We start from the raw sequence: 23,729 nt of genomic DNA, 5'->3' as shown, positions 1-23,729 counted from the left end.
TAGTTTAGGCTTGCCGACGAAACCTAACCTACTAACCTATGCATAAAATCGGAATATACAGACAACTTAACAAAAATCCTCTCTCAAGAAAGACCTGTCATGGCACGCTTATAGTCTGAAGGTTCATTCATGTTATAGAAGGCTTTGTCCGCACCGTGTCCAAGCTCCTGGATGAGCTCTTCCTCGGAGACGTAGCACACCTTCAGCTGCTCCAGCCACGCGGTCAGGCGCAGCCGGCCGGAAGACAAGCACGTCTCCAGGGACGGCAGAACACTGCGATGGTAGGCAGCCAGCAGCGGCTGAATGCGCCCCCCCGATACCGGGACGATAGCCTGGAGTCGGCTTTTATCATCCATAACTGCCGCCGCTTCTTCTGCCTTCCGTGCCAGAAAACGAAAAACCTCTTCCGTTACAAACGGCATATCACAAGCTGTGACGACGCTCCAAGGCGTGGCGGCAGCGTTCAGTCCGGCATGCAATCCCGACAGCGGTCCCTGTCCCGGATAACGGTCATGCACCAATTCTTTGCCCAGGAACGCATATTTTTCGTCGTCATTAGCCGAAATGATGATATTTGAAGCAGACGGCGACATCAAGCGGACGATCCGCTCGATTACCGTTTCGCCGTTCACGTTCAGCAGTGCCTTATCGGTCCCCATCCGGCTGGATTGACCCCCGGCCAGCAAAATTCCTGTGACTTTGAACATCGTTCCTCTCATCCCTCTCGTTACAAGCATGAACAGGCAATCCAGGTCCTATTTTTCATACATTTAAAGTAGCTCCAAATAAATAATGGGATAATTCTCAAAAGTTGGTTTGTATCCCTTTTCAACTAATGATAAAGTGGGATTGGCAGTCTTTAAAACGCCGCTTTCGATATGGAATGAACGGAAGAATTTCTAACTTTGCGCACAGAAGCGGGTCATCAGAGATTACAATGCGGAACTTCAGTTCAACCTATATATTAGCAAACGGCCGGAAAGGAATGTGCTAGCGTGCAGGAAAACGGAAGCAAGCCGTCTTCGTTAACGTCGCTCAAGGCGTTCAACTTTTTAATCTATGGCACCATGGTGATTTTCACCAGCTATTTTCAATTATACCTGCAGGATGCGGGAATGAACAAACTGGAAATCGGCAGCCTGATGGCACTGGGGCCGCTGATCTCCCTGCTGGCCAATCCGGTCTGGACGTTTGCCAGCGAACGCCTGCGGGACACCAAGCGCAGCCTGCTTCTCATGATGGCAGGCACCCTGCTGCTGACTCAATTTGTATTTCATGCCGATACGTTTACGATGATTTATGTGGCCATGATGCTCTTTTTCTTCTTTCAAAGCCCGATGTTTGCGCAGAGCAACACGCTGATTCTCGGCTATATTCCGGATCAGCCGCACCGGTTCGGCGCGTTCCGGATGTGGGGCTCTATTGGCTGGGCGGTGACGGCTGTGGCGGCCGGCCTCTTCCTCGACCGGATCGGAATCTCCCGCCTCTCCTTCGTGTTTACGGGAATCCTTGTCCTGGCGATCGTGTCCGTCCTGCTCCTGCCTCCGCTCAAGCGGACCTCCGAAACGCCGCCGATGCGTCTTCGGGGCTTTGGCAGATTTGCAGTGAACCGTTATTTTATCGCTTTTATCGTTCTGGGGATGGCTGTATCAGTCCCCACCTTTATGAATAATACGTTCATGTCGCTCTACATCACGGAACTGGGAGGATCCAAAACGGTAGTGGGACTTGCCGTCTTCCTGTCGTCCATTCTGGAGATCGGTGTGCTGATTCTGTTCAATCGTTATCTTAGGCGTAAATTATCCACGCTCGTGGGCTGCCTTTCCCTTGTGAGCCTTCTGTTTGTCCTTCGCTGGCAGCTGATGGCGAACGCCACGAGCCCGGTCGAAATTGCCGTCATCCAGATCCTTCACAGCATCACCTTCGGCGGCTTCTTCTTTGTCGGAACCCAGGTGGTACGCCTGCTGACGCCGGCCCCATTCCGCGGACCCGCCCAGGCGCTCTACACGCTCACTTGGAGCGGCATCTCCGGCATGCTCGGCAGCCTGGCCGGCGGCTGGCTGTTCCAGAACTTCGGCGGCGCGGCCATGTACAAAATTTGCGTGATGCTGGCGCTGATCGGCGCGGCTGGATTCGGCATTATGTGGTATTGGATTCGCGTTCAGCATCATACCCAGGCAGGTGCTGCCGGAACTGTGACCGGGCCAGCCAATGATGACGATTCACCGCTCTAAAGAAGCTAGGCCCAATTGGCCGGGCCAAAGTTTGACATAAGCGAGACAGAGCAAGCTAAACTGAAACAAAAAGCCAGCCGCTGGATGATTGCATCTGCGGCTGGCTTTTCTATATGTCATTCATACGTTGCAGGTCTTCTCATAGGTTCATGTGCCGAGCCGATCCCGCCTTATTTCGGCAGTTGAAACGAGCTCTTCAGGGAGACGACAAGGTTAAATACCGGTTGTCCGGGCGCCGAATACTTCGAATCCACGCTAAAATATCCGTGCCGGAAAAACTGGAACTTGTCCTGCGGCTTGGCATTCTTCATGTCCGCTTCGACAAAGCCGTGCAGCACTTCGAGGGAGTTCGGATTGATTTCGTCCAGGAAGCTTTTCTCTGCCGTTTCGGCTTCGTTCTCCTCGGCTGGGGCGTCCGTCTCCTCCGCCTTGATCAGCGGCTCATACAGACGGAACTCGGCCGGTACGGCATGGGAAGCTTCGACCCAGTGGATGGTTCCCTTGACCTTGCGGCCGGTAAAGCCAGTGCCGCTCTTCGTCTCCGGATCATAGGTGCAGTGAATTTCCGTCACCTGGCCGTTCTCGTCCTTCACGAAGTCATGGCATTTAATGAAGTAGGCATTCTTCAGCCGGACCTCGTTGCCCGGGAACAAACGGAAATATTTGTTCGGCGGGTTCTCCATGAAGTCATCTTGCTCGATGTAAATTTCACGCGAGAACGGGATTTGCCGCGTGCCCATATCCGGGTTCTCGGTATTGTTCTCCGCTTCGAGCCATTCCACCTGGCCTTCCGGATAGTTGGTGATGACCACTTTCAATGGCCGCAGCACCGCCATCGTCCGCGGTGCCTTCAGCTTGAGGTCCTCGCGGATAAAATGTTCCAGCATTTGCAGATCCACCAGACCCTGGCTCTTGGAGATGCCGGTCTCGTACACGAAATTCCGGATCGCTTCCGGCGTGTAGCCGCGGCGGCGGAGTCCGGAAATCGTCGGCATCCGGGGATCGTCCCAGCCGTCGACGATCTTCTCGTCCACGAGCAGCTTCAGCTTCCGCTTACTGGTCAGCGTCTGCGCCAGATTCAGGCGGCCGAATTCGTATTGATGCGGCGTGCTCTCCATCTCGCATTCCTGGATAACCCAATCATAGAACGGGCGCTGATCCTCGAACTCCAGCGAGCAGAGGGAGTGCGTTACGCCTTCGATGGCATCCTCCAGCGGATGGGCGAACGCATACATCGGGTAAATGCACCACTTATCCCCCGTGTTGTGGTGCGTGGCATGGGCGATCCGGTAAATGACCGGATCCCGCAGGTTGATGTTCGGCGAGGCCATGTCGATCTTGGCGCGAAGCACCTTCTCCCCATCCTTGAACTCGCCGCTGCGCATTTTCTCAAACAGCTCGAGGTTCTCCTCCACGCTGCGGTCACGGTAAGGGCTGTTCTGGCCCGGTTCGGTCAGCGTGCCGCGCGTCTCGCGGATTTGATCGGCTGTCTGATCGTCGACATACGCTTTGCCTTTTTTGATCAAGAGCACCGCACGGTTGTACATCTCATCGAAATAGTCCGAGGCATAACGCTTCTCTGCCCATTCGTATCCAAGCCATTTCACGTCTTCCTCAATGGATCTGACGAACTCCACGTCTTCCTTCAGCGGGTTCGTATCGTCAAAGCGCAGGTTCGTTGCGCCTTCGAATTCGCCGGCCAGCGCGAAATTGATCCAAATCGCCTTGGCATGCCCAATATGCAAATAGCCGTTCGGTTCCGGAGGAAAGCGGGTGACCACTTTCTGAACCTTGCCCGACTTCAGGTCTTCCGTTATGACATTTTTAATAAAATTGGAGGGAGTGCTTGGTTTCTCCACAGTTATCAACCTTTCATCCATAAAGTCTTCTTTATAGATAGACCTCGTCCATCTTATTCTCTGTATAAAGCTTGTTTCATATAAATATACCTGTAATGCCGGGAGAGTTCAATCATTCGCGCTCCTCTCCCCTTTTACGTGAACGCGAAGCCTTATACATCCTTCCCCAATCCAGGGGCAAACATGAAAATTGGGGCTAATACCATTTTGACGCCATTTGAGGAATAAGGTAGCATGGAAATAAAAGCCGAAGGGGGCCTAAATGCATATGCAATCGATGAAGCTGGCGAAGGAACAGCGGGACCTGGCGATTCAGCAGATCCAGCAGTTTTTTGAGGATGAACGCGGCGAAGCCATCGGTGAGCTGGCAGCGGACGGCGTGCTGGACTTCTTTATGACGCGCATCGCTCCGCATGTGTACAACCAGGCGCTGAGCGACTGCCGCCATGTGGTCAGCCAGAGAATGATATCCCTGGAAGACGATATATACGCATTGGAACAAAAGGTTAAAGCGTCCCGTTAAGTAAGAGGGGAGAAGTGAAAACGCATGGTTGGTTACATTTATAAGCTGGCCGCCAATTTCGCCGATCTTGGGAAAAGAAAGAGGGATTCATTCATGTTTACATACGCACTTGACGACCAAATTGAGCTCCGGCCCCTGGCGCTGCAGCATGCACGCCCGCTGTTTCACTTGACCGACCGGTCACGTGATCGCCTGCGGGAATGGCTCCCCTGGGTGGATGCGATCCGGGAAGTGGAGCATACGGCCAATTTTGTGAAAAACGCCATTAAGCAGGGCGCCGAGAACGGCGGCATTTCCGCCGGCATTTGGGTGGACGATGAAATCGCCGGTCTGATCAGCTACCATCAGATCGACTGGAACAACCGCTCCGTCAGCATCGGCTACTGGCTGGGGAAGGAATTTGAAGGCAAAGGTATCATGACCAGCGCCTGCCGGACCTTTGTTGATTATGCCCTGATGGACATGGATCTCAACCGGGTTGAAATCCGATGCGCAACGGGCAACCACCGCAGCCGCGCAATCCCCGACCGGCTGGGGTTCGTTCTCGAGGGAATCGTCCGAGAAGCGGAGAAGCTGCCCCAAGGGTACGTGAATCATGCAGTCTATGGGATGATACAAAGCGAATGGAAGCTGCTTCGGTAGCCCGTTTTGAAAACCCTTCCTCCAAGGCAGACAAAATGCCGCCGCTCCTGTCCAACGGACAGGGGACGGCGGCATTTTTGCGATACGATGAAGCGGTCATTCAGCGATGCTCAGACGGCCGGAAGCCTGGCCGCAGCATGTCCGGTTTAGGCCAGCCAGTTGCTGAACTGCTCCTTCACGGTCGAAGCAAGGGCTTCGACTTGGAGCATCCGGGCAATCTCTTCCCGGTCCGCCCGCTTGCGTCCCAGCGCCAGCTGGCGCAAAACCGCGGCTACCGTCACGCCGCCCGGGCTGGATTCACGCTTGACGATGGACGATTCGCGGTCCAGCACCCCTTCCTGGAGCACGCGGAGATAAAAGCCGCTGTATCCGGTATCCAGCACCCGTGCCGGGAAGTCGGTCACCCCATGCTTGCTGGCGATTTTGAAGCAGGGAAATCTCGGCTGGGCGACCTGCATGACCGTCCCGCCGATTTCAAACGTATCGCCGATGCACACCTCTTCTTCCAGCAGCCCGGATACGGTCAAATTCTCGCCAAAGGCCGGGCACTCCATCGGAATGCCCAGTTCCCGCTTCCAATAGGCGTAATGCTCTACAGGATAGACGCACACGGCCTTGTCAGGCCCGCCATGATTTTTCAAGTCACCTTGGCCGTCCCCTTCCATCTGCGTGCGTCCAACGAACACTTCTCCTTCTATCGGGCGTTTATGTATGCCGGTTGTGAGCGGTTTGCCCATATACTCCACCGTGATCGGCTTGCCGACGTTCACCGATACGATCCGGTAAGCGGTATCCACCTGATTCATTGCGGCTTCCCTCCAAATTGATCATCTTGCTTCCATCATAGCATTTGGGGGTGCGCCGGTACAAAAGAATTACACGAGCTGGGATGGCCCTTAGAGAGCCTGTACCAGCCCGCCGTCAATGACAAGGGTTGTGCCGGTAATATAGGTGTTGGCACCCGATAACAGGAATACGACGCCTTTGGCGAATTCCTCCGGCGTTCCGTACCGTCCGAGCGGAATTTCGCTCTGGGACTGCTCTGCGACCTCTTCCGCGCTGACACCCTTCGCTTTCGCATTCGATTCGTTCAGCTGGATGATCCGGTCGGTCTCGATCCGCCCCGGTGCCACCGTGTTCACCAAGATTCCGTACTGAGCCAGCTCCTGAGACAAAGACTTGCTCATGCCGGCTACGCCGTTGCGGAACGTATTCGACAGAATGAGCCCGGGAATCGGCTGCTTGATCGAGGTCGACGTCAAATTGACGATATGCCCGCCCAGTCCCTTCATATGCGGGAGCACCTCGCGGATCATTCGGACATAGCTGAGCAGGTTCAGCTGGAAGGCTTTATCCCAGTCTTCATCCGTCAGCGTTTCAAACGTTCCCGGAGACGGACCGCCTCCGTTATTGACCAATATATCGATGCGGCCGAACTTCTCGGCCGTATAACGCACCATCGCTTCCACTTCATGCGGAATCGTAATGTCCGCCGCGTAATACTCCACCACGCCGCTGCCGAGCTTCTGCAGCTCCTGCTGTACCGCCTCCAGCTTGCCGTCGCTGCGGCTGACCAGCATGACGTCGGCTCCTTCTCGCACCAGTTCAGCGGCGATCGCTTTGCCCAGTCCTTGACTGGATGCAATGACAAGCGCCTTTTTACCCTCAAGATGAAGATCCATTCTCTTATGACCCCTCTTCTATAAATTCTGCTATTCCCTTATAAACTGATCATTCGGGGATGAAACCATCCGGATTCTTGAATGCTGCTGATGACAAAGCGTTAATTATAGTATAAAAAGGAACCTTCACCTTGTGAAAGTCCCTTTTGTACCGTTTTATATCGGGCAGATTGACTAATTATACACAAAAAATGTCATATCATGGTATTTTACGGGACAGATAGCCCCATAGCCCCATTAAGGACGCGCCAGAAAGCAGCTCATCAATATATCATCGACATCGCGGCCGCCGATACAAAATTCCCGTTCCAGGCAGCCCTCCTGTACGAAACCACATTTGCGGTAAAATGCGATGGCTCCGGGGTTGGAAGACAGGACCCGCAGTCTCAGCTTTCTTTTTCCTTGCTCCTGCGCCCATTTCTTACCCGCCTCGATCAGCCTCGACCCGATCCCCTCCTGCTGATAATCGGGATGAACCGCAATGTTAATTTCACAAACATGGCTGTTGCTGGAGAGGCCCGTAGCCGGACGAAATCCGATGTACCCGCACAGTACGTTGTCCACCACGGCCACCAGCTGGGAACCCGGCGGGCAGTGACGCAGATAGTCCTCCCGGGAAGACCAGCGGACCGGTTCCGGAGCGGTCCACTCGTTCCACACGAGGGCGTCGATATCCATCAGCGCCTGGGCGTCCCTCATTTCCGAGAGGCGGATGGTCAAAACACGATGTTCGGATGGCATAACAGCTTCACCTCAATTGATAGTAAACTAGGACCAGGTTCAGGGGTATTCGAGTCATCGTCAGCTTCCGAAGGATTCGGCCAGATCGATCTCCGCCTGCCGGTTGCGAACCGCGTGCGTCACAAAGAACACGACCGACAGCACCGCTACCCCAATCGCCAGCCAGGTCACCGGCATGATTCCTCCGTTATCATACAGTATTCCCATGACATAGGGCCCTGCCATTCTTCCGACGGCCCCCATTCCCCCGGTCAAACCGATATAGAACGGAGCCGCCTTATAGGCGTGATCGGAAATGAAAGCCGGGATGGCCGGCGAGATCAGCATCTCTCCGAGCGTCGCCAGGATCATAGCCATGACCATTCCCGGATAACTGTGCAGACCGGCAATGACAAGATAGGCCGCCAGATAAAAGAGGCCGCTGGCCGTAATTTGGGCCGACGAGGTCCGTGCGAACCAGCGCTTGATCAGGCTTGTCAGCGGCTGGGCGACAAAAATGAGAATGCCGTTCATCGTCCACAGGAAGCCATAGGCCCGCTTCGGCATGCCCTCGGAGATAATGAACGGGGACACGCCTGTGTTCCAGATCGAGTTCCCCAGCCAAAGGAACAGGGAACCGACGCCAATGAACAGGTAAACCCTCGTATTGCAGAGCAGGGACCAGGTACCGTCGGCACGTTCGGGCTTGTCCTTTTTCTGCAGATGAACCGGCCCCTGCTCCTTATCGAGCCGGCTGAGATAATTCAGGAAAAACATCGCGAAAACCGCCGAGGTGACCCCGTTCAGAATAAAGGTCAGGTCGTAGGACAGATCGGCAAGGAATCCGCTCAGCGCCGTCCCCAGGGCAACGCCGATGTTGTTGGCGACGTACACGACGTTAAACAGCTCGCCCCGCCGGTCGGCGAAGCGGTAGCCGATGAACGCCTGGATCGCCGGCATGGACACGGCGTTGCAGAAGCCGATAAAGCCCATCATAGCCATGTATAAATACCAATACGGGCTGATGAAAGGCAGGGCGAACAGACCAAGCGCATTCAGGCCAAGCGATCCGACGATGAGCCGCTTCACCCCGACCCGGTGGTACAGCGCGCCGCCGAGCAGCTGGCCGATGATGCCGCCCAACGCCTGGATCATGATGACCAGGCCGGCGTCAGCCATCGAGTGGCCCAGCTCCTCAAACACGTACATGGTGGTGAGCGGCCACATCAGCGACCCGCCCGCCGAGTTGATCAGGCTGGCCGCCAAAAATATTTGAACTTCCCTTGGATAGGATTGCAGAAATTTCATGTTAGGAATCTCCTGTGCAGCGGTATGTGGTGAGGCCGGGCACATGTCCGGCTTCGGAAACCGGCAGATAACGAACGAAAAAAAGAAAGCCCCAGGGGGCTCTCCGGCAGGTGTCCGCCAAGCGTAAAGCCGGCTGACACCTGTAGCAATCTATCGTTATGTCTGCCGTCCCACATGACAGTATCTATCATATTGTGTCATCCCGCAATGACCTTCACTGACGCTTTACTTCGACAGTGGTCGAGAAGAACGTGGCTCCGCCGCCCATGTCGGCCAGGCGGTCGGGCGTCAAGGCGTTGGCCCGCTGCCTGCGGCCGTCCTTTGCCCACCACAATCCCTGGCTTACGACAGTGCCGGGAAGCATTTTATCCGTGACCACAGCCTTCAGCTCATACTGTCCCCGCTCGTTGTATACGCAGACGGGATCCCCGTCGGTAATGCCGCGAGCAGCGGCGTCTTCCGGATGGATCTGCAGCACCGGCTCCTTCTCCAGCTTCTGATGCTTTTCCACATTGGCGAAGGTGGAGTTCAGGAAATTGTGGTTCGGCGGCGAAATGAACATGAGCGGGAAGCTCTCTCCTGCTGCAGGACGCCGCTCACCGTCGTAGCCTTCCTTCAGCGGGACATACTCCGGCAGCGGCGGCAGTCCCGCCTGCTTCATCGCTTCGGAATACAGCTCGATTTTGCCTGAAGGGGTCGGCAGCCGGTCCAAATAGTGCTGCTTCGGCGTCATGTCGAGCTTGACGAAGCGCCGCTCCTTCAACGACTCCAGGGTTACTCCGTTCAGATAGGGATTGTCCGGATAATCCAGCGCCGCCTCGATCATCTGCTCCTCCGTCTGGGAGAAGGCTTCTTCATCGAAGCCCATCGCCCGGCCCAGCAGGGAGAACAGCTCCACATTGCTCTTGCTCTCGCCCTGCGCAGGAATGACCGGCTCCTGAATCTGAACATATTGATGCCAGTATGAGCCGAACAAATCTGTGCTCTCAAAGGAAGAGGTCGCTGGCAGGAGGATATCGGCGTATTTCGCCGTATCGGTCATAAACAGGTCATGCACGACCGTAAACAGGTCCTCCCGGGCAAATCCGGCCTGAACCCGCGCCGTATCCGGCGCGACGACCAGCGGGTTGCTGCAGTAGACAAGCAGCGCCTTGATCGGCTGCTCCGTCATGGCCAGCGCTTCCCCGATCCGGTTCATGTTGATGCTGCGCGCCTCCGGGTTCGGCCGCAGATCCGGGCGCTCCAGCGCTTCGCTGTTCATCGCGTTATAGCCGCCGTTGGACTTGGCGGCACCTCCGCCCTGCTTCAGCCAGTGGCCAGTCAAGGCCGGCAGGCAGGCGATACTGCGGATGTTCATGCCGCCGTTGTCATGGTGCTGCAGCCCGTTGCCGATGTGGATGTAGGCGGCTTCCGCCTCGCCGTACATACGGGCCAGCTTCTCGATATCTTCCTCAGGAATGCCCGTAATCTGGGATACACGGGCCGGGGTGTACGCCTTCACATGCTCCCGCAGCTCCTCATGGCCGACAGTGTACTTGGCCATAAAGTCATTGTCCGTCAGTCCGTCACGGAACAGGATGTGCATCATGCCCAGTGCAAGCGCCGTATCCGTTCCGGGATACAGCGGAATAAACCAGTCGGCCCACTGGCCGGTGCGGTTGCGGTGCACGTCGATGACGACCACTTTGGCTCCGCGCTTGCGGGCTCTCTCCGCAATGACGACTTGATGCATGTTCGTGCTGATGATGTTGCCGCCCCAGACCAGAATCAGATCGGCGTATTCCGTATCCTCCGGCGTCGTCCCGCCGCCGAAGCCCATCGTATATTTCCAGCCGGCGCCGCCGGCGGAGTTGCATATCGTTTGGTCCAAACGGCTTGTACCTAGCGCATTGAGGAAACGCCGGTCCATGCCGTCGACGCTGAGAATGCCCATATTGCCGTAGAAGCTGTAGGGCAGTATCGCTTCGGAGCCATGCTCCGCAATAATATCCCGAAAGCGCTGGGTAATTTCCGTCACGGCTTCGTCCCAGGTAATCCGTTCAAAACGGCCTTCCCCTTTGGGCCCCGTTCGCTTCATCGGGTACAGCACCCGGTCCGGATGATAAACCCGCTCCGTCATATTTCTTACCTTATTGCAGATCGCACCCTGAGTAATCGGGTGATCGGGGTTGCCGGTCACTTTAACGATTCTACCGTTCTCCTTGTGCAGCAGCAGGCCGCAGGTATCCGGGCAGTCCAGCGGGCACACCGCAGGAAAAACGCCGTTCTCTTGCTCGATCATCTCCCGCTCCATCTCCCTCTATATGAAGTCTGTATATGCTTGTATTTCTATCTTAAAGCGAGTCGGCAAAATCCGCAAAAGAAAAAATGGGGACTCCTGTTTCAACCCTATGGCCGCCGGGTATAAAAAGAACAGGAGCATAGAGTGGACGAACCGTGTTCGCCCTGCCTGCTATGCCATATATCATGGACCACTCCCAACCGAATTCGCCAGGTCGATGTTTCGTTCCCCCGGACGCCGACCTGGCGAATTTGTTTATTTTTGGAATCCTATCAAAACCTGTGTTCCCGCCCTGGACATCGGGGTAATGCATACGTAGAGGTGATCAACGATGACAACCGTTTTTGTGGCAGGCGCAAACGGGCAGACCGGGCGCAGAATCGTATCGAAGCTGGTTGAGGCAGGTTATGACGTGAGAGGGCTGGTCCGTAAAGAAGACCACCTCCGGGATCTGGAATCCGCAGGAGCCAAGGGTTACCTTGGAGACTTATCGGGGGCTTTCTCCGACGGTATGAAAGGAGCGGACATCGTCGTCTGCGCCGCAGGGGCCGGCACCTCGGGAGATCCGGAGCATGTGGATCATGTCGGAACCGTTCGGCTCATTGAGCAGAGCGTACTGGAGCAAATTCCGCGGTTTGTGCTGATCAGCTCTATGGGCACCAAGGATCCGGACGCCATGCCTTCTTCCCTGAAGCCCTTCCTGATGGCCAAACGCAAGGCCGAGACCATCCTGGAGGAAAGCGGGCTGAGCTATACGATTATCCGTCCGGGCGGGCTGACAAACGAGCCTGGCAAAGGAAAGGTGCATGCCGCTCCGGAGCTGCAGCGTCACGGCCGGGTATCCAGAGATGATGTGGCCGAAGCTGTTCTCGCGGCGCTGCAAATCCGGCAGACCCATAATCAGTCGTTCGACCTGCTCGAAGGCGATACTCCGGTGGAGGAAGCCTTGAAGGGATTAAACGGCAGCGTTCCACAGTAACCTCCGTTTCTGGGATGCAGCAAGCACGGTTATCCGTGCTTCAACTCCGGGATCAGTCGGAGAAGTAAGAAAAACGTCTATCGACGTACCTTCAAAGAAGATAGACCGCGTTTAAAGGAAGTTTTTCTTTCAATATCAGGAAGCCATGGCTCTGGAGTTTATACTATCTGATATTAACAAAAGGTCTGTCCCGTTTTCGGGACAGACCTTTTGTTTATGATATTATCGGTTCGTATCCCTTCCAGGATGCTTCACGGCATTTTACAACAAACCGCGAATGGCTTCCGTCATGGCCTCAGGCGACTCCTTCGGCTCAAAGCGGGCAACCACTTCTCCCTGACGGTTCACGAGAAACTTCGTAAAGTTCCATTGAATCTCGCCGTCTTCGGCCGGACCCGGCTGCTGCTGTTTCAAATATTGAAAGAGCGGATGAGCCCCTTCCCCATTCACTTCCACTTTGGCGAATACCGGGAATTGAACCCCATAATTCAGCTGACAGAACGATGCGGCTTCTTCACTGGTACCCGGCTCCTGTCCTCCGAACTGGTTGCAGGGAAATCCAAGGATTTCGAGCCCCTGCGCCTTGAACTGGTCATACAGCTTCTGCAGGTCCCCATACTGCGGCGTTAATCCGCATTGGCTTGCCGTATTGGCGATGACCAGCACTTTACCTTCATAATCCTGAAGAGACACCTCTTGACCAGAGGTCTTGGCTGCTGTGAATTGGTATACGGACATGTGATTACCCCTTTCTATCCTTCATATAGAATTGGCTTTCTGCTGCTATTTACCCCGATGCTTGGCCTTGGCCTTCCTTACGGCGATCTCCCGCTTGTAAGCGGCCAGGGCTTCCCGCTGTTCCCTGCTTCGGCAGGCGCGCTGCTTCTTTGACTTCTCCAGCTCCAGGCGAAGCGCCTCCTGGCTCTGGGTGCTGACGCCGCGGGAGCGGGACTCCTTCGCCGCCTGCCGGGCAAGCCGCTTCGGGTTGACCGACTTCACAGGCAGCCGCGCGGCCGGGACGCTGCAGGATAAACGCTCCACCAGCGCGGGAAGATCGTTCATAACGTATTCCCACACTTCCTGCAAAGACGGCTCGGCACCAAAGACGTGACGACCCGCCTTAAGCCCGTCTGCTCCCTGCACTTCGACGACACCGACCCAATAAGGATCTTCAAAAAATACCGTGAGTTTCACCAGTATTCCCCCTCTGTATAAATCGGACCGAGGGACATCCCGAGGGGGGAAGGTTACTGACATGTGATCCGGAGGCTGTGCTGGCGAAATCGCCCTCTGACTCCGTACATGCGCCGCGGACTACCGACCGGGCTGTGATTTTACGATCCACTTTCCATGATACTCCAAAGCGGCCGTGATGCAAGTCCGGCCCCAAGCGAATCAATAAGAGCGAAGAACAGCTACATATCGGACATGCGGCGGTTCATATACTTTCCTGTAGCTGAAGGCATGATTACTGCTGAAAAGGAGCCTTACGCATGAATCATTCATCCAATCGGCCGGAGTCGGGCAGGCGGATTCCCCAGCCGATCCGCGGCCGCGAAGGGGCGACCGACGAGGGCCCTCGCGACGTGCTTCGGGACATGGAGAATCCCGACATGCTCGTTCCACCGAAGACCGATAACGGGCTGATACCCAATTTAAAATTTTCCTTCTCCGATACGCACATGCAGCTTAATGAAGGCGGATGGTCCAGGGAAGTGACGGTTCGCGAGCTGCCCATCGCCACCACGCTGGCCGGTGTCAACATGCGCCTCACCCCTGGCGGCCTGCGTGAGCTCCACTGGCACCAGCAGGCCGAATGGTCCTTTATGCTGCTCGGCAGGGCACGCATTACGGCGGTGGACCAAAACGGGCGCAATTTCATTGCCGATGTGGGTCCCGGAGATCTCTGGTATTTCCCGCCAGGCATCCCCCATTCCATCCAGGGGCTGGAGGAAGGCTGCGAGTTTTTGCTTGTTTTTGACGACGGACATTTCTCCGATCTGAATACCCTCAGCATCTCCGACTGGTTCGCCCACACGCCCAAGGAGGTGCTCTCAGCCAATTTCGGCGTTCCGGAAAGCGCGTTTGCAGGCATCCCTCCCAGCCAGGTGTACATCGAGCAGGAACCCGTTCCCGGTCCACTGGACAGCCAAAAGGTAACCTCGCCCTACGGGGAGGTGCCCCAAACCTTTACGCACCGCCTGCTCGCGCAGCCTCCGATCATCACATCCGGCGGCAGCGTGCGGATCGCAGATTCGTCCAATTTCCCGATCTCGCGCACCGTAGCGGCGGCACTGGTGGAAATCAAACCCGGCGGAATGAGGGAGATGCACTGGCATCCGAATCAGGACGAATGGCAGTATTACCTTACCGGCCAAGGCAGAATGACCGTATTCGCCGGTGGCGGCAAGGCCCGTACGTTCAACGTTCGCGCGGGCGACGTCGGCTATGTGCCGTTCGCCTTCGGACACTATATCCAGAATACCGGAACAGATAGCCTCTGGTTTTTGGAAATGTTCAAAAGCGACCGGTTCGCGGATGTGTCATTGAACCAGTGGATGGCCTTGACGCCGCGGGAGCTGGTGGCGGAAAACCTGAACGTCGGGTCCGATCTGCTGGATGCGCTGCGCAAGGAAAAATCGCCTGTAGTCAAGCACCCCGGCTTCACTTACACGAAGCCAAAAGACGGCTCCCCGGACGGGTAACATCCAGGGGGCCGTCTTTTTTCTAGATATAAGAAGGTATGAGCTTCGAAAACTTGGCTTCCTTGATACCGCAAAAAAAGTTAACGCTAAACGCGTTCCGTATCCTATGAAAATAAACCTCTAAACGTTATTCTAATTTCGCCTGTTCGTTCTGTTATCGTCCGGCGGCGTCCGCCGGAAGTCCGAACGCTTCGGCGATCAGCCGGAAGGACTGCAGCTTATCCTCAAAACGATGGGTAATGCTGGCGATCATCACCTCATCGGCATTGTATTCCTCGCACAGCTCTTCAATCCTGCGCTTCACCTGCTGCGGGGAACCGACGACCATCCGCTTGCGGTTCTCCTCAATCCGGATTCGGTCGTACCGTGAATACGGATATTCCAGCGCTTTCTCCACCGACGGAGTGCCTCCAGACGATCCGCCCTTTTCCAATAAAATGAGCGAGAGATCCATGCTGGACGCAATCCGGTTGGCTTCCTCCTCCGTTTCAGCGCATACGGCAAAGATAGCCACCAAAGACTGCGGCTTATCAAATATGGCCGACGGCTGAAAATGCTCCTGATACCAGCGCATCACATCACTGCCGCCGGAACCGTTGATAAACTGGGCGAAGGCAAAGCCGGTTCCCTGCATGGCGGCAATCCCGGCGCTGCCCCCGCTGGAGCCAAGCAGCCACATTTCCGGAACGGTTTGGACCATTGGCGTGGCCAGAAGGCCCGCAAAGGGATGTTCCGGACTCAGGGAATCCGTCAAATAGGCGATTAAGTCGTCAATCTGATCGGCGTAACGGTCCTCGCCGCGCATCTTGCCTTCCTGAAGGGCACGGGTCGCCAAAGGCATGCCGCCCGGCGCACGTCCGAGCCCCAAATCGATTCTGCCCGGATAGAGGCCTTCCAAGAGCCGGAAGTTCTCCGCCACCTTGTAAGAGCTGTAGTGAGGCAGCATCACGCCGCCCGATCCAACCCGGAGCGTCGACGTCTTCGCCGCCAGATGGGAGATCAGCACTTCCGGACTGGAGCCGGCCAGGTTCGGGGAAAAATGATGCTCCGATACCCAAAAACGGTGGTATCCGAGGCGTTCGGCTTCCTGGGCCATGGCCGCCGTCTGGGCCAGCGCTTCCACCGGATTGCTGCCTTCCGATATCGTTGATTGATCCAATATGCTCAGCTTGATCATTACGCATCAAGACCTTTCTGCTTAATAACTGATTGCAGCGGGTGCTGACTGCTATTGCAGCAGCGGCATCCAGGTTCTGGATGAGCTGCCCTGCTATTATATCATGCGCGTGACGGGTTGCCGAAACGCTTGGCCGCAAAGTGGGAGGATGCCCGAATCATCCGAGTCAGAAAACAAAATCGGCCCTCGCCGCGATAGAGTACGGTTTGCACGGGACGCCAACTCACCTCATGAGCAGATTTGGAGATTTGCCTCTAAATTTCAGGGCATCCGTGAGGACAAAAAAGGCAGCAGCTGACCCCTCCTGGGTTAGCTGCTGCCTTGTCTGCGGGGCGCCGTTATTTCCGGCGCCCGCGTCCTCCCGCGCTCCGGCCTCTGCCGCCGGGAGCGGATGGGCGGCCCGTGCCGCTCCGCTTGGCATCCCGGCCGCCGCGGGAACCGCCAACCGGCGCGCCGCGTTCCGCGCGAGCCGCTTGGCCCCGGCCGCCGCCAGCGCTGCGGCCGTCACGCTGCCCGGCCGCACTGGTGCGGGAGCGGCCGGCACCTGCACCGCCTGCGCCGGCTTCGCTTCCGGCGTAGGCGCCGCGCGCCCGCTTGGCCTCGCCGCGGGCGCCTCTGCCTTCACCGCCCGCGCGTGCAGGGCGGTCGTCCCGGCGCGGGCGGCCTTCGCCGCGCCCGCCGTCTCTGCCGCCGCGTCCGCGTTCATCGCGCTCCGCATGGATGGAGCGCGGCTTGGTCCCCGCGGCGGTGATGCCGGCGCCCTTGTCATACCGGCGCCGTTCAATGTTGTACTGGATGTGCTGCTCGATGCTTGCCAGCTCGCCTTTGTCTTTCGGGGCGACCAGCGTGATGGCCATGCCCTTCTCCCCGGCCCGGCCCGTGCGGCCGATCCGGTGGATGTAACTCTCCACGTCATGAGGAATATCGTAGTTAAACACGTGCGTGACGCCTTCCACGTCAAGCCCGCGCGCCGCCACATCCGTGGCGACCAGCAGCTGCAGCTTCGCCTCGCGGAACCGCTTCATCACCGCTTCGCGTTTCGCCTGCGACAAATCGCCGTGCAGCTCGTCCGAGTTGTAGCCTTGTTCGAGCAGCGCCTCGTTCAGCGTCGACGCCCGCCGCTTGGTGCGGCAGAATATGATCGCCAGAAACGGTCGGTAGGTGTCGATCATGGAGATCAGCGCCTCCTGCTTGGTCCGGTCCGTCACTTCCACGACGATCTGCCGGATGTGGTCCAGCGGTACCGGCGATTTCTCCCCTTTGATCACTACGTCCTCCGCGTCCCGGGTATAGGCTGCCGCAAGCCGCTTGACCTCGGCAGGCATCGTGGCCGAGAACAGCATCGTCTGGCGCTTGTAGGGCAGCGCCTGAATCAGCGTCTCGACCTCGTCCAGGAAGCCCATGTGCAGCATTTGGTCGGCTTCGTCCAGCACGAGCATTTTGACGCGCCCGAGCTCCAGCGTGCCGCGCCGGAGGTGATCCAGCAGCCGGCCCGGCGTGCCGATGATCAGCTGCCGCCCCCCTTCGAGCTTCCGCAGCTGCTTCTCGACGTCCTGTCCGCCATACACGGCCAAAATCCGGATATCGGTCCCAGCTGCCAGCTTTTTTGCTTCCTCGGTAATTTGCAGCGCCAGCTCGCGTGTAGGCGCAACGACAAGCGCCTGCGGGTACAGCTGCGTCGGGTCTATTTTTTGCAGCATCGGCAGCATAAAGGCCAGCGTCTTGCCGGTTCCTGTACGTGCCCGCGCGATCACGTCGCTCCCTGCAAGCAGGAGCGGGATCGTCTCCACTTGCACCGGTGTGGGGATGGCAATACCGTTCACCCTCAGTGTATTGACCAATGATTCGTTAACGCCCAAACTTGAAAACTTCAACAATAATGCACCTCATTCATTAAGTTCCGCCTTTAGCGGGATATATAGTCGATTAACTCGGTTCAGACGCTTGTACTTCTATATCTTAAAAAGGAGGACCGTCACGTGACCCGTGCAGGGCCGTCGGACAGACCTCCCTTAAAGGATGAAATGAAAAACGCATGAATAACAATGTATGGATCATAATGGCGGCAATACGGGCAGCTAAAACCTGCCGGATTTGAATATGGAAAACAGCAGCCACAGCACCATCAACAGCGCCACAATAAAACCGGTTCCGATCACCGGAAAATGCCACAGCACCGAGGATTGCTGATTCAGGGAAGATCCGATGATCAGTCCGACCATAATGATGCTGAAGGCAAGCAGCACGATGCTGAAAGACAGCCGGTTGCTGATCTGGTCGAGCTTCCTCATCAGGGCTTCCATCTCCGGAACGCTGATCTCAACCTTCAGCTTGCCCTTGCTGATTAACGATGAAATCTGCCTTGCCTGGTCCGGCAGGTCAAACAGCGCCTCCGCCAGACCCGCCGCTCCGCCCAGCAGCTTCTTGCGCAGGTTGCGGGTGCTGAAGCGGTCCTTGATCAGCTTCCGTCCAAACGGCTCCGCCATGTCGATGATGCTGAGCGTAGGATCCAGCTTCTCGATGACGCCTTCCATCGTCAGCAGCGCCTTGCCGAGCAGCGTCAGATCAGGCGGAATCATCACTTTGTGACGCTGGGCGACCGCGAACAGATCGTTCAGCGCCGTCCCCATGCTGATTTCGGAAAAAGGAATATTATAGTACTGCTCCCGCAGACTGTCCAAATCCCTGCGCAGCTCGCGAATATCGCCGTCTTCCGGCATCATGCCCAGCCTCAGCACGGCGCGGACCATGCTGTCGGTGTTTTTCCGCATCAGGGCGATGATCAGCGAAGACAGATGATCCTTCATCTCCTCGCTAAGCCGTCCCACCATACCGAAATCCAGATAAGCAAGGCTGCCGTCCTTACGCACGAGCAGATTGCCCGGATGCGGATCGGCGTGGAAAAAGCCTTCGATGAAAATCTGGTGCAGCATGCTTTCCACGAGCTTCTCGGCCGTTTCCTTCAAATCATATCCCTTCGCCACAAGCTCCTCCTGATGGCTTAAAGAGATGCCCCGGACGTATTCCATCGTCATGACTCGCGAAGATGTATACTGCCAAAATATTCGCGGGATGCACACGGTCTCATCGTTCTGAAACTGCAGTGCGATTTTTTCCGCGTTGCGTCCTTCCTGGGTATAATCCAGCTCAGCCCGCATGGAGCTCGCAAACTCTTCCACCAGGCGGGCGATCTGGTACTGCTTGACCCATACCCAGCGCTTCTCCGCCAGTGCGGTTAGGTCTCTGAGGATTTCCAGGTCTCTGACCACCATCTGCAGAGCACCCGGACGCTGGACCTTGACCGCTACATCCTCACCGGTCTTGAGCTTGGCGAGGTGAACCTGTCCAATGGAAGCAGCCGCGATCGGCGACTCCTCAAACCAGGAGAAAATATCCTCGATAGCGTCGTCCAGCTCCTGCTCGATTATGCCTTTGGCTGACTCGGACGAGAAAGGCGGAACCTGATCCTGAAGCTTGATCAGCTCCCGGATAATCGGCTCCGGCAATAGGTCCGACCGGGTGCTGGCCAGCTGCCCCAGCTTGACGAAGGTCGGCCCCAGGTCTTCCAGAACCAGCCGGATCCGTTCCCCCAGCGTCTTGGTCTGCGGCGTCTCATGGGTAATCCACCGTCTTGGGATGGACAGCATCTGGAACAGGCCCAGCTCCTCCACGATATAACCAAAGCCATGACGCATAAGCGCCATGGCGATCTCCCGGTAACGACCGGTATGTCTGATGCGCAGTGCCATCTTATTCCGCGGCCGGTCCGGAACGCTCTGCTTCGAGCTCCGCCACCCTCTTCTCCAATGTTGCAATGCGCTGTTCCAAACTGACGATATCCTGATCGGAAGGAACGTGAATGTCCGTTAATACACGCCGAACCTGGTCTTGAATCCACGTTTTAAATTGGGACTGCTCCTCCTCGCCGCGTTCCACCAGCCGGTTGACCAGATCCTTGGATTCGGACGGCGCCAGCTCGCCCCGTTTGACCAGATCGTCCACGATCTTCTCGACTTTCTCTTTGCTCACTATGGTAAGGCCCCAACCTAATGAAATTGCTTTTTTAAACAGATCACTCATGGTTATTCCTCCCAAAGCTATAGTCAATATATTATACCCCCAAATGATGGGTCATATAAACCCGGGGGCCGTATTAACCCGGAAGATGCGCCGCCCACTGCGCAGCCTGCAGAATAAGCCGGCGGATTTGCGGATGGAGGAATGTCGGCTCGTGATGCCCCGGCATCAGAAAGGCGACTCTTCCCATACCGTAGCTATGCTTCCAGGCCGCCGGATGCCACGTTCCTTCCAGCTCGTATTCCAGCAGCACGGTTCTTTCGCCAAACGGGTCAAAATCAATCTGGTACGGCTCTTCGTCGAGTTCAAAAGGCTCGATGCCTTTCGTAACCTGATCCTCTGCGCTCACCCGGAACGACAGCGGCTGGTACGGCGGATGACCGTTAAAACGGCCGCCGGCCAGCTGGGCCAGCTCATAGCGCCGGTTGCCGATGGACAGGCCATTGTGGATGACAAGCAGGCCTCCACCCTGGCTCACGTAAGACAGCAAACCCGCTGTCTGCTGCGGAGACACTTTCTCGTCCCACAAGTCGAAATAGCATATGCAAAGGTCAAACGGCTTCAAATGCTCCTCGAGCAGCAAATTTTTGTTTTCGCTGCATTGAACCGAAATGACATCGTTCAAAATATGGCTGATCTGAGCGTCTACCCCCTGCAAAGGGTGAAATTTCGGATGCGTGTAATCACCGAGTAAAATGCTTTTTTTCTTGTTCATTATGTTCCTCCTTGCTCGCTCTCGTTCCCTATAGCATTCCACACTTTCTGGAAAAAACCTTTAATTCCTTTCGTTTTGATGAAGGAAAAAGGGATGCAGCCAGCCGCATCCCCCCGTCTGTATGGACATGTCCCTTTCCTTCAGTTTCGAACAAAATACCTTCCCAGTTCCACCATCATGCTGCCCATCCGCTCATCTTCCTCAGGCGAACAGACGCGTTCGATGCCTTCTTCCCGCAGCGCCTGGGCTGTAATTTTGCCGACAGCCGCCGCGACCACCGGTCCGGAGAAAGCCGATACCAGCTTCGAGAGCTCGCCCTTCGCCCGGGCGTACTCGATCAGGTTACGCACCTGCGGCCCGCTGGTGAACGCCACGGCGTCCAGCTCCGCCGCCGTAATTTCGGCGAGCAGCCGCGCAAGCTCCGCTTCCTCCGGAGCAATATGCTGATACGGCAGCACTTCCCGCACCTGGGCCCCCTGTTCCTGCAGCCAGGCCGTCAGCTTCGGGGCGGGATCGCCGTGCAGCTGAAGAATGACGTCCGCCCCTTGAAACGAATAGGACGCCAGCCCCCGGATCAGACCGGCCGTGCTTCCGTCGTCATCCCGTACGATCGGAATCAGCCCTCTCTTCTTCAGTGCATTCACCGTTTTGTACCCGCGGGCGGCAATGGACGAGCCCTGCAGCGCTTCGAGCAGTGCAGCGCCAGCCCCCATCTCCTCCGCCACCTGAACGATGGCGTCGAGCCCCATGCCCGTCGTCAATATGACCCAAGCGGGGGGATTGGTGATCCAGGCTTCAATATCCTTGCGCAGCTTCACATCGTCGAGGAATACCGTTCCCTGTGCGGGACGAATCAGCGGAATGCCTCCCATATTCTCCACAAGTTTGGCCATTTCGGCCGCCTTGCGGGGACCGGTTAACGCAATTTTTTTACCTGCCAAATTCCGAGCCATGCATCCTTCTCCTCATCAGGGTTCATGGAACCCGCCACTGTTTTACTAAACAGTATACTTGAAATTCCGCCCAAGGAGATGAAAAGATTCACAGACTTTTGACGGCAGTGGCGTTCTGGCGCTTGGCCAGGCGGTGCCTTTTACGCTGGTTATACAAGAATCGAACGACAAAAAAGGAAATGACGCCAAGCACCAGGCCGAACACCGACATGCCGATCAGCACGTGAAGACCGCCCTGCAGCAGATGCTTAAATATGGTGAAATCGCCGGACAGCAGATTTCTCCAAGCATGTTCCTGGACCGGAATATCCACCATTTTTTTCGGGAAAAACCATTCTCCGATTTTCTTGGCAAAAGGGAGGAGGACGATAGGAAGGAAAGTGAGCTTGCCGATGACATTGCCTATAATAGCTGCCGGAAGCGAGCCGCCGGCCAACCTTACCGTAGGGTAAAAAATCAAATACACCAGCGATCCGGTGGAAATGACGATCATCTCAAGCCCGAACCCGAGTGCGAATCCGAGCGACACTTTGCGTGCTCCACCCGGGGAACGGAACAGCTTGATCATGTTCAGCTTGATTTTCCGGTAAAACTTATGAAAAATGTTGTACTTTCTCGATTTAGTTGTCATGTAATCACCCTTCAGGTATGCCTAGCAGGCAGGACATCCCCTTCAGCCGCAGGCTTCAGGGCCGCCCGTTCCTTCTATTGTATCACTTTTATTCCCTCTAATCTAACCGAAAGAGCCTGTTTTATTTTTGCCGGCAGGTGGGTCAGGTAGCGTCCTCCCGGGGTTCCTGCATCCGGGGCTTTCGATGCGGCCGATGGAACAAAAAGATGAAGATCGGCAGCACGATGACGAACACCAAGGCCACGACCGTCCACTCTCTGTCGAACCGGAACACTTCGATCGAATTGGGATAGATCCAGAATGCGGTGACCACGGCGAATAACCCGATGGGCGAGGTCATCATTTTTCCGGAAATCTGCGGGATCATCGTTTTTAATCCGTAACAAATGATGAACAAGCTGGTGGCGATATTCAGCAGAACCGCCGGAAACCAGAGGCCAACGAGCAGCATGTCGAACCGGTCGAGGAAATCCGTTATTTTAATCTGCCGGGACATTTCGTAAGACGGGTACATCAGGCTTTCGGCAATGGGCACGCCTACCAGCAGCGAAATCATAATGACGATCAGCAGCAGCAGCCCTGTCGACAGGATCAAAGCGTACATCCCGTCACGGATCCGGTAATCTTTGCTTGAGAAGATGAACGGGAGCGCCAAGATCTGGCCCAGGTAAGAAAAGACGACCCAGCTCCCTTTGCCGACGCCCGCCCAATCGACATAAAAGTAAGGCTTGATATAGCTGAAATCAAAATCCTTGGCAACGATAAACGGTATGATGAGGACCACCGTTGTCATCATCGGCCCATACAGGTCGGCAATGCCCATCACCGTCTGCACGCCTCCTCTGGCAATATAAATCACCGTCGCCGTGATCGCAATAGAAATGATGAAGATCGGCGTGAGCGGCAGCAGGACGACATTGGTAAAGTCAGCAACCATACGGATATCTCTGGCCAGGATGATAAAGAAAAATATCAGGTACAGGATGGTAATCACTCTTCCGATCACTTTATACCGTCCGTTCAGGGATTGGAACAGGTCCTTGCCGGGGAACCGCTTGGCGCTTTTGGACAGCAGCAGAAACATCAGCGCAACGACGATTCCCGCCGGAAAAAAGGACAGGTAGGCGTGCTGCTTGGCATAATTGGCCAGCTCACTCGGTACGTGGATTAATGTGGTGTTCAAGATGTAGGTAATTCCGAGCATCCTAAACTGCCGGTTCGTCACTTTATTCACAGCCCTGCC

Annotated in this window: 22 protein-coding genes; 5 read left to right on the top strand and 17 right to left on the bottom strand. The window is 56.1% G+C overall.

Annotated features, from left to right (window positions below):
- Positions 1-83 precede the first annotated feature (83 nt).
- The gene (gene mobA / locus ABID47_RS23180) at positions 84-737 is read right to left on the bottom strand and encodes a molybdenum cofactor guanylyltransferase (protein ID WP_354500229.1); all 654 of its coding nucleotides are present in this window, start codon (positions 735-737) and stop codon (positions 84-86) included.
- Positions 738-995: 258 nt separating this feature from the next.
- On the opposite strand from mobA, the gene ABID47_RS23175 reads away from it, so the two are divergent.
- The gene (locus tag ABID47_RS23175) at positions 996-2,234 is read left to right on the top strand and encodes an MFS transporter (protein ID WP_354500227.1); all 1,239 of its coding nucleotides are present in this window, start codon (positions 996-998) and stop codon (positions 2,232-2,234) included.
- 170 nt (positions 2,235-2,404) lie between these two features.
- Here the strand turns inward: ABID47_RS23175 and ABID47_RS23170 are convergent, their stop codons facing one another.
- Positions 2,405-4,093 carry a glutamine--tRNA ligase/YqeY domain fusion protein gene (locus tag ABID47_RS23170; RefSeq protein WP_354500225.1) on the bottom strand — a complete coding sequence of 563 codons (1,689 nt, stop codon included), beginning with the start codon at positions 4,091-4,093 and terminating at the stop codon, positions 2,405-2,407.
- 268 nt (positions 4,094-4,361) lie between these two features.
- Between ABID47_RS23170 and ABID47_RS23165 the strand changes: the two genes are divergently transcribed.
- Both ABID47_RS23165 and ABID47_RS23160 read left to right on the top strand, forming a co-directional pair.
- Entirely contained in the window at positions 4,362-4,616 is a 255-nt protein-coding gene (locus ABID47_RS23165) for a DUF2164 domain-containing protein (protein WP_116233563.1), read from the top strand.
- Between the two features lie 93 nt (positions 4,617-4,709).
- Positions 4,710-5,258, top strand: coding sequence for a GNAT family N-acetyltransferase (locus ABID47_RS23160; protein WP_354500445.1), 549 nt, complete (start codon positions 4,710-4,712; stop codon positions 5,256-5,258).
- Positions 5,259-5,404: 146 nt separating this feature from the next.
- On the opposite strand, the gene ABID47_RS23155 is transcribed toward ABID47_RS23160, so the two are convergent.
- The 5 genes from ABID47_RS23155 to ABID47_RS23135 all read right to left on the bottom strand — a co-directional run bounded on the left by ABID47_RS23155 (position 5,405) and on the right by ABID47_RS23135 (position 11,249).
- Positions 5,405-6,064, bottom strand: a complete 660-nt coding sequence (locus ABID47_RS23155) for an MOSC domain-containing protein (RefSeq protein ID WP_354500222.1) — start codon at positions 6,062-6,064, stop codon at positions 5,405-5,407.
- A gap of 90 nt (positions 6,065-6,154) precedes the next feature.
- Positions 6,155-6,940, bottom strand: a complete 786-nt coding sequence (locus ABID47_RS23150) for an SDR family oxidoreductase (RefSeq protein WP_076174766.1) — start codon at positions 6,938-6,940, stop codon at positions 6,155-6,157.
- A 237-nt stretch (positions 6,941-7,177) separates the two neighbouring features.
- Positions 7,178-7,681, bottom strand: coding sequence for a GNAT family N-acetyltransferase (locus ABID47_RS23145; protein ID WP_076174768.1), 504 nt, complete (start codon positions 7,679-7,681; stop codon positions 7,178-7,180).
- 60 nt (positions 7,682-7,741) lie between these two features.
- On the bottom strand, positions 7,742-8,968 hold the full coding sequence (locus ABID47_RS23140; RefSeq protein WP_354500219.1) for an MFS transporter: 1,227 nt from the start codon (positions 8,966-8,968) through the stop codon (positions 7,742-7,744).
- Between the two features lie 214 nt (positions 8,969-9,182).
- Positions 9,183-11,249 (bottom strand): molybdopterin-containing oxidoreductase family protein, encoded by a 2,067-nt coding sequence (locus ABID47_RS23135; protein ID WP_354500217.1) that lies wholly within the window; start codon positions 11,247-11,249, stop codon positions 9,183-9,185.
- A 331-nt stretch (positions 11,250-11,580) separates the two neighbouring features.
- On the opposite strand from ABID47_RS23135, the gene ABID47_RS23130 reads away from it, so the two are divergent.
- Positions 11,581-12,228, top strand: coding sequence for an SDR family oxidoreductase (locus ABID47_RS23130; protein WP_354500215.1), 648 nt, complete (start codon positions 11,581-11,583; stop codon positions 12,226-12,228).
- Positions 12,229-12,489: 261 nt separating this feature from the next.
- Here the strand turns inward: ABID47_RS23130 and ABID47_RS23125 are convergent, their stop codons facing one another.
- Complete coding sequence (locus ABID47_RS23125; protein ID WP_076171834.1) at positions 12,490-12,966, bottom strand: glutathione peroxidase; 477 nt, start codon at positions 12,964-12,966, stop codon at positions 12,490-12,492.
- Between the two features lie 45 nt (positions 12,967-13,011).
- A complete protein-coding gene (locus tag ABID47_RS23120) occupies positions 13,012-13,422 on the bottom strand; it encodes a YjdF family protein (protein ID WP_354500213.1) in 411 nt (136 codons plus the stop codon).
- 299 nt (positions 13,423-13,721) lie between these two features.
- Here ABID47_RS23120 and ABID47_RS23115 point away from each other — a divergent pair, with 299 nt between their 5' ends.
- Positions 13,722-14,933 (top strand): oxalate decarboxylase family bicupin, encoded by a 1,212-nt coding sequence (locus tag ABID47_RS23115; RefSeq protein WP_354500211.1) that lies wholly within the window; start codon positions 13,722-13,724, stop codon positions 14,931-14,933.
- Between the two features lie 154 nt (positions 14,934-15,087).
- Here the strand turns inward: ABID47_RS23115 and ABID47_RS23110 are convergent, their stop codons facing one another.
- The 8 genes from ABID47_RS23110 to ABID47_RS23075 form a co-directional block, all read right to left on the bottom strand.
- Positions 15,088-16,110: an LLM class flavin-dependent oxidoreductase gene (locus ABID47_RS23110; protein WP_152399932.1), complete on the bottom strand. Its 1,023-nt coding sequence runs from the start codon at positions 16,108-16,110 to the stop codon at positions 15,088-15,090.
- Positions 16,111-16,448: 338 nt separating this feature from the next.
- Positions 16,449-17,987: a DEAD/DEAH box helicase gene (locus tag ABID47_RS23105; protein ID WP_354500208.1), complete on the bottom strand. Its 1,539-nt coding sequence runs from the start codon at positions 17,985-17,987 to the stop codon at positions 16,449-16,451.
- 201 nt (positions 17,988-18,188) lie between these two features.
- Positions 18,189-19,859, bottom strand: a complete 1,671-nt coding sequence (locus tag ABID47_RS23100; protein WP_076171844.1) for an ABC1 kinase family protein — start codon at positions 19,857-19,859, stop codon at positions 18,189-18,191.
- Between the two features lies 1 nt (position 19,860).
- On the bottom strand, positions 19,861-20,190 hold the full coding sequence (locus ABID47_RS23095; RefSeq protein WP_076171846.1) for a phasin family protein: 330 nt from the start codon (positions 20,188-20,190) through the stop codon (positions 19,861-19,863).
- Between the two features lie 73 nt (positions 20,191-20,263).
- Positions 20,264-20,902, bottom strand: a complete 639-nt coding sequence (locus tag ABID47_RS23090; protein ID WP_076171848.1) for a ThuA domain-containing protein — start codon at positions 20,900-20,902, stop codon at positions 20,264-20,266.
- 140 nt (positions 20,903-21,042) lie between these two features.
- The gene (locus ABID47_RS23085; RefSeq protein WP_116233438.1) at positions 21,043-21,855 is read right to left on the bottom strand and encodes a uroporphyrinogen-III synthase; all 813 of its coding nucleotides are present in this window, start codon (positions 21,853-21,855) and stop codon (positions 21,043-21,045) included.
- An 88-nt stretch (positions 21,856-21,943) separates the two neighbouring features.
- Entirely contained in the window at positions 21,944-22,486 is a 543-nt protein-coding gene (locus tag ABID47_RS23080; protein ID WP_116233437.1) for a DUF2062 domain-containing protein, read from the bottom strand.
- Between the two features lie 142 nt (positions 22,487-22,628).
- A complete protein-coding gene (locus ABID47_RS23075; RefSeq protein ID WP_116233436.1) occupies positions 22,629-23,720 on the bottom strand; it encodes a GerAB/ArcD/ProY family transporter in 1,092 nt (363 codons plus the stop codon).
- Positions 23,721-23,729: the final 9 nt, after the last annotated feature.

The organism is Paenibacillus favisporus, assembly GCF_040545415.1.
Taxonomy (GTDB): domain Bacteria; phylum Bacillota; class Bacilli; order Paenibacillales; family Paenibacillaceae; genus Paenibacillus_AQ; species Paenibacillus_AQ favisporus.
This window is presented reverse-complemented; position numbering and strand designations above follow the sequence as displayed.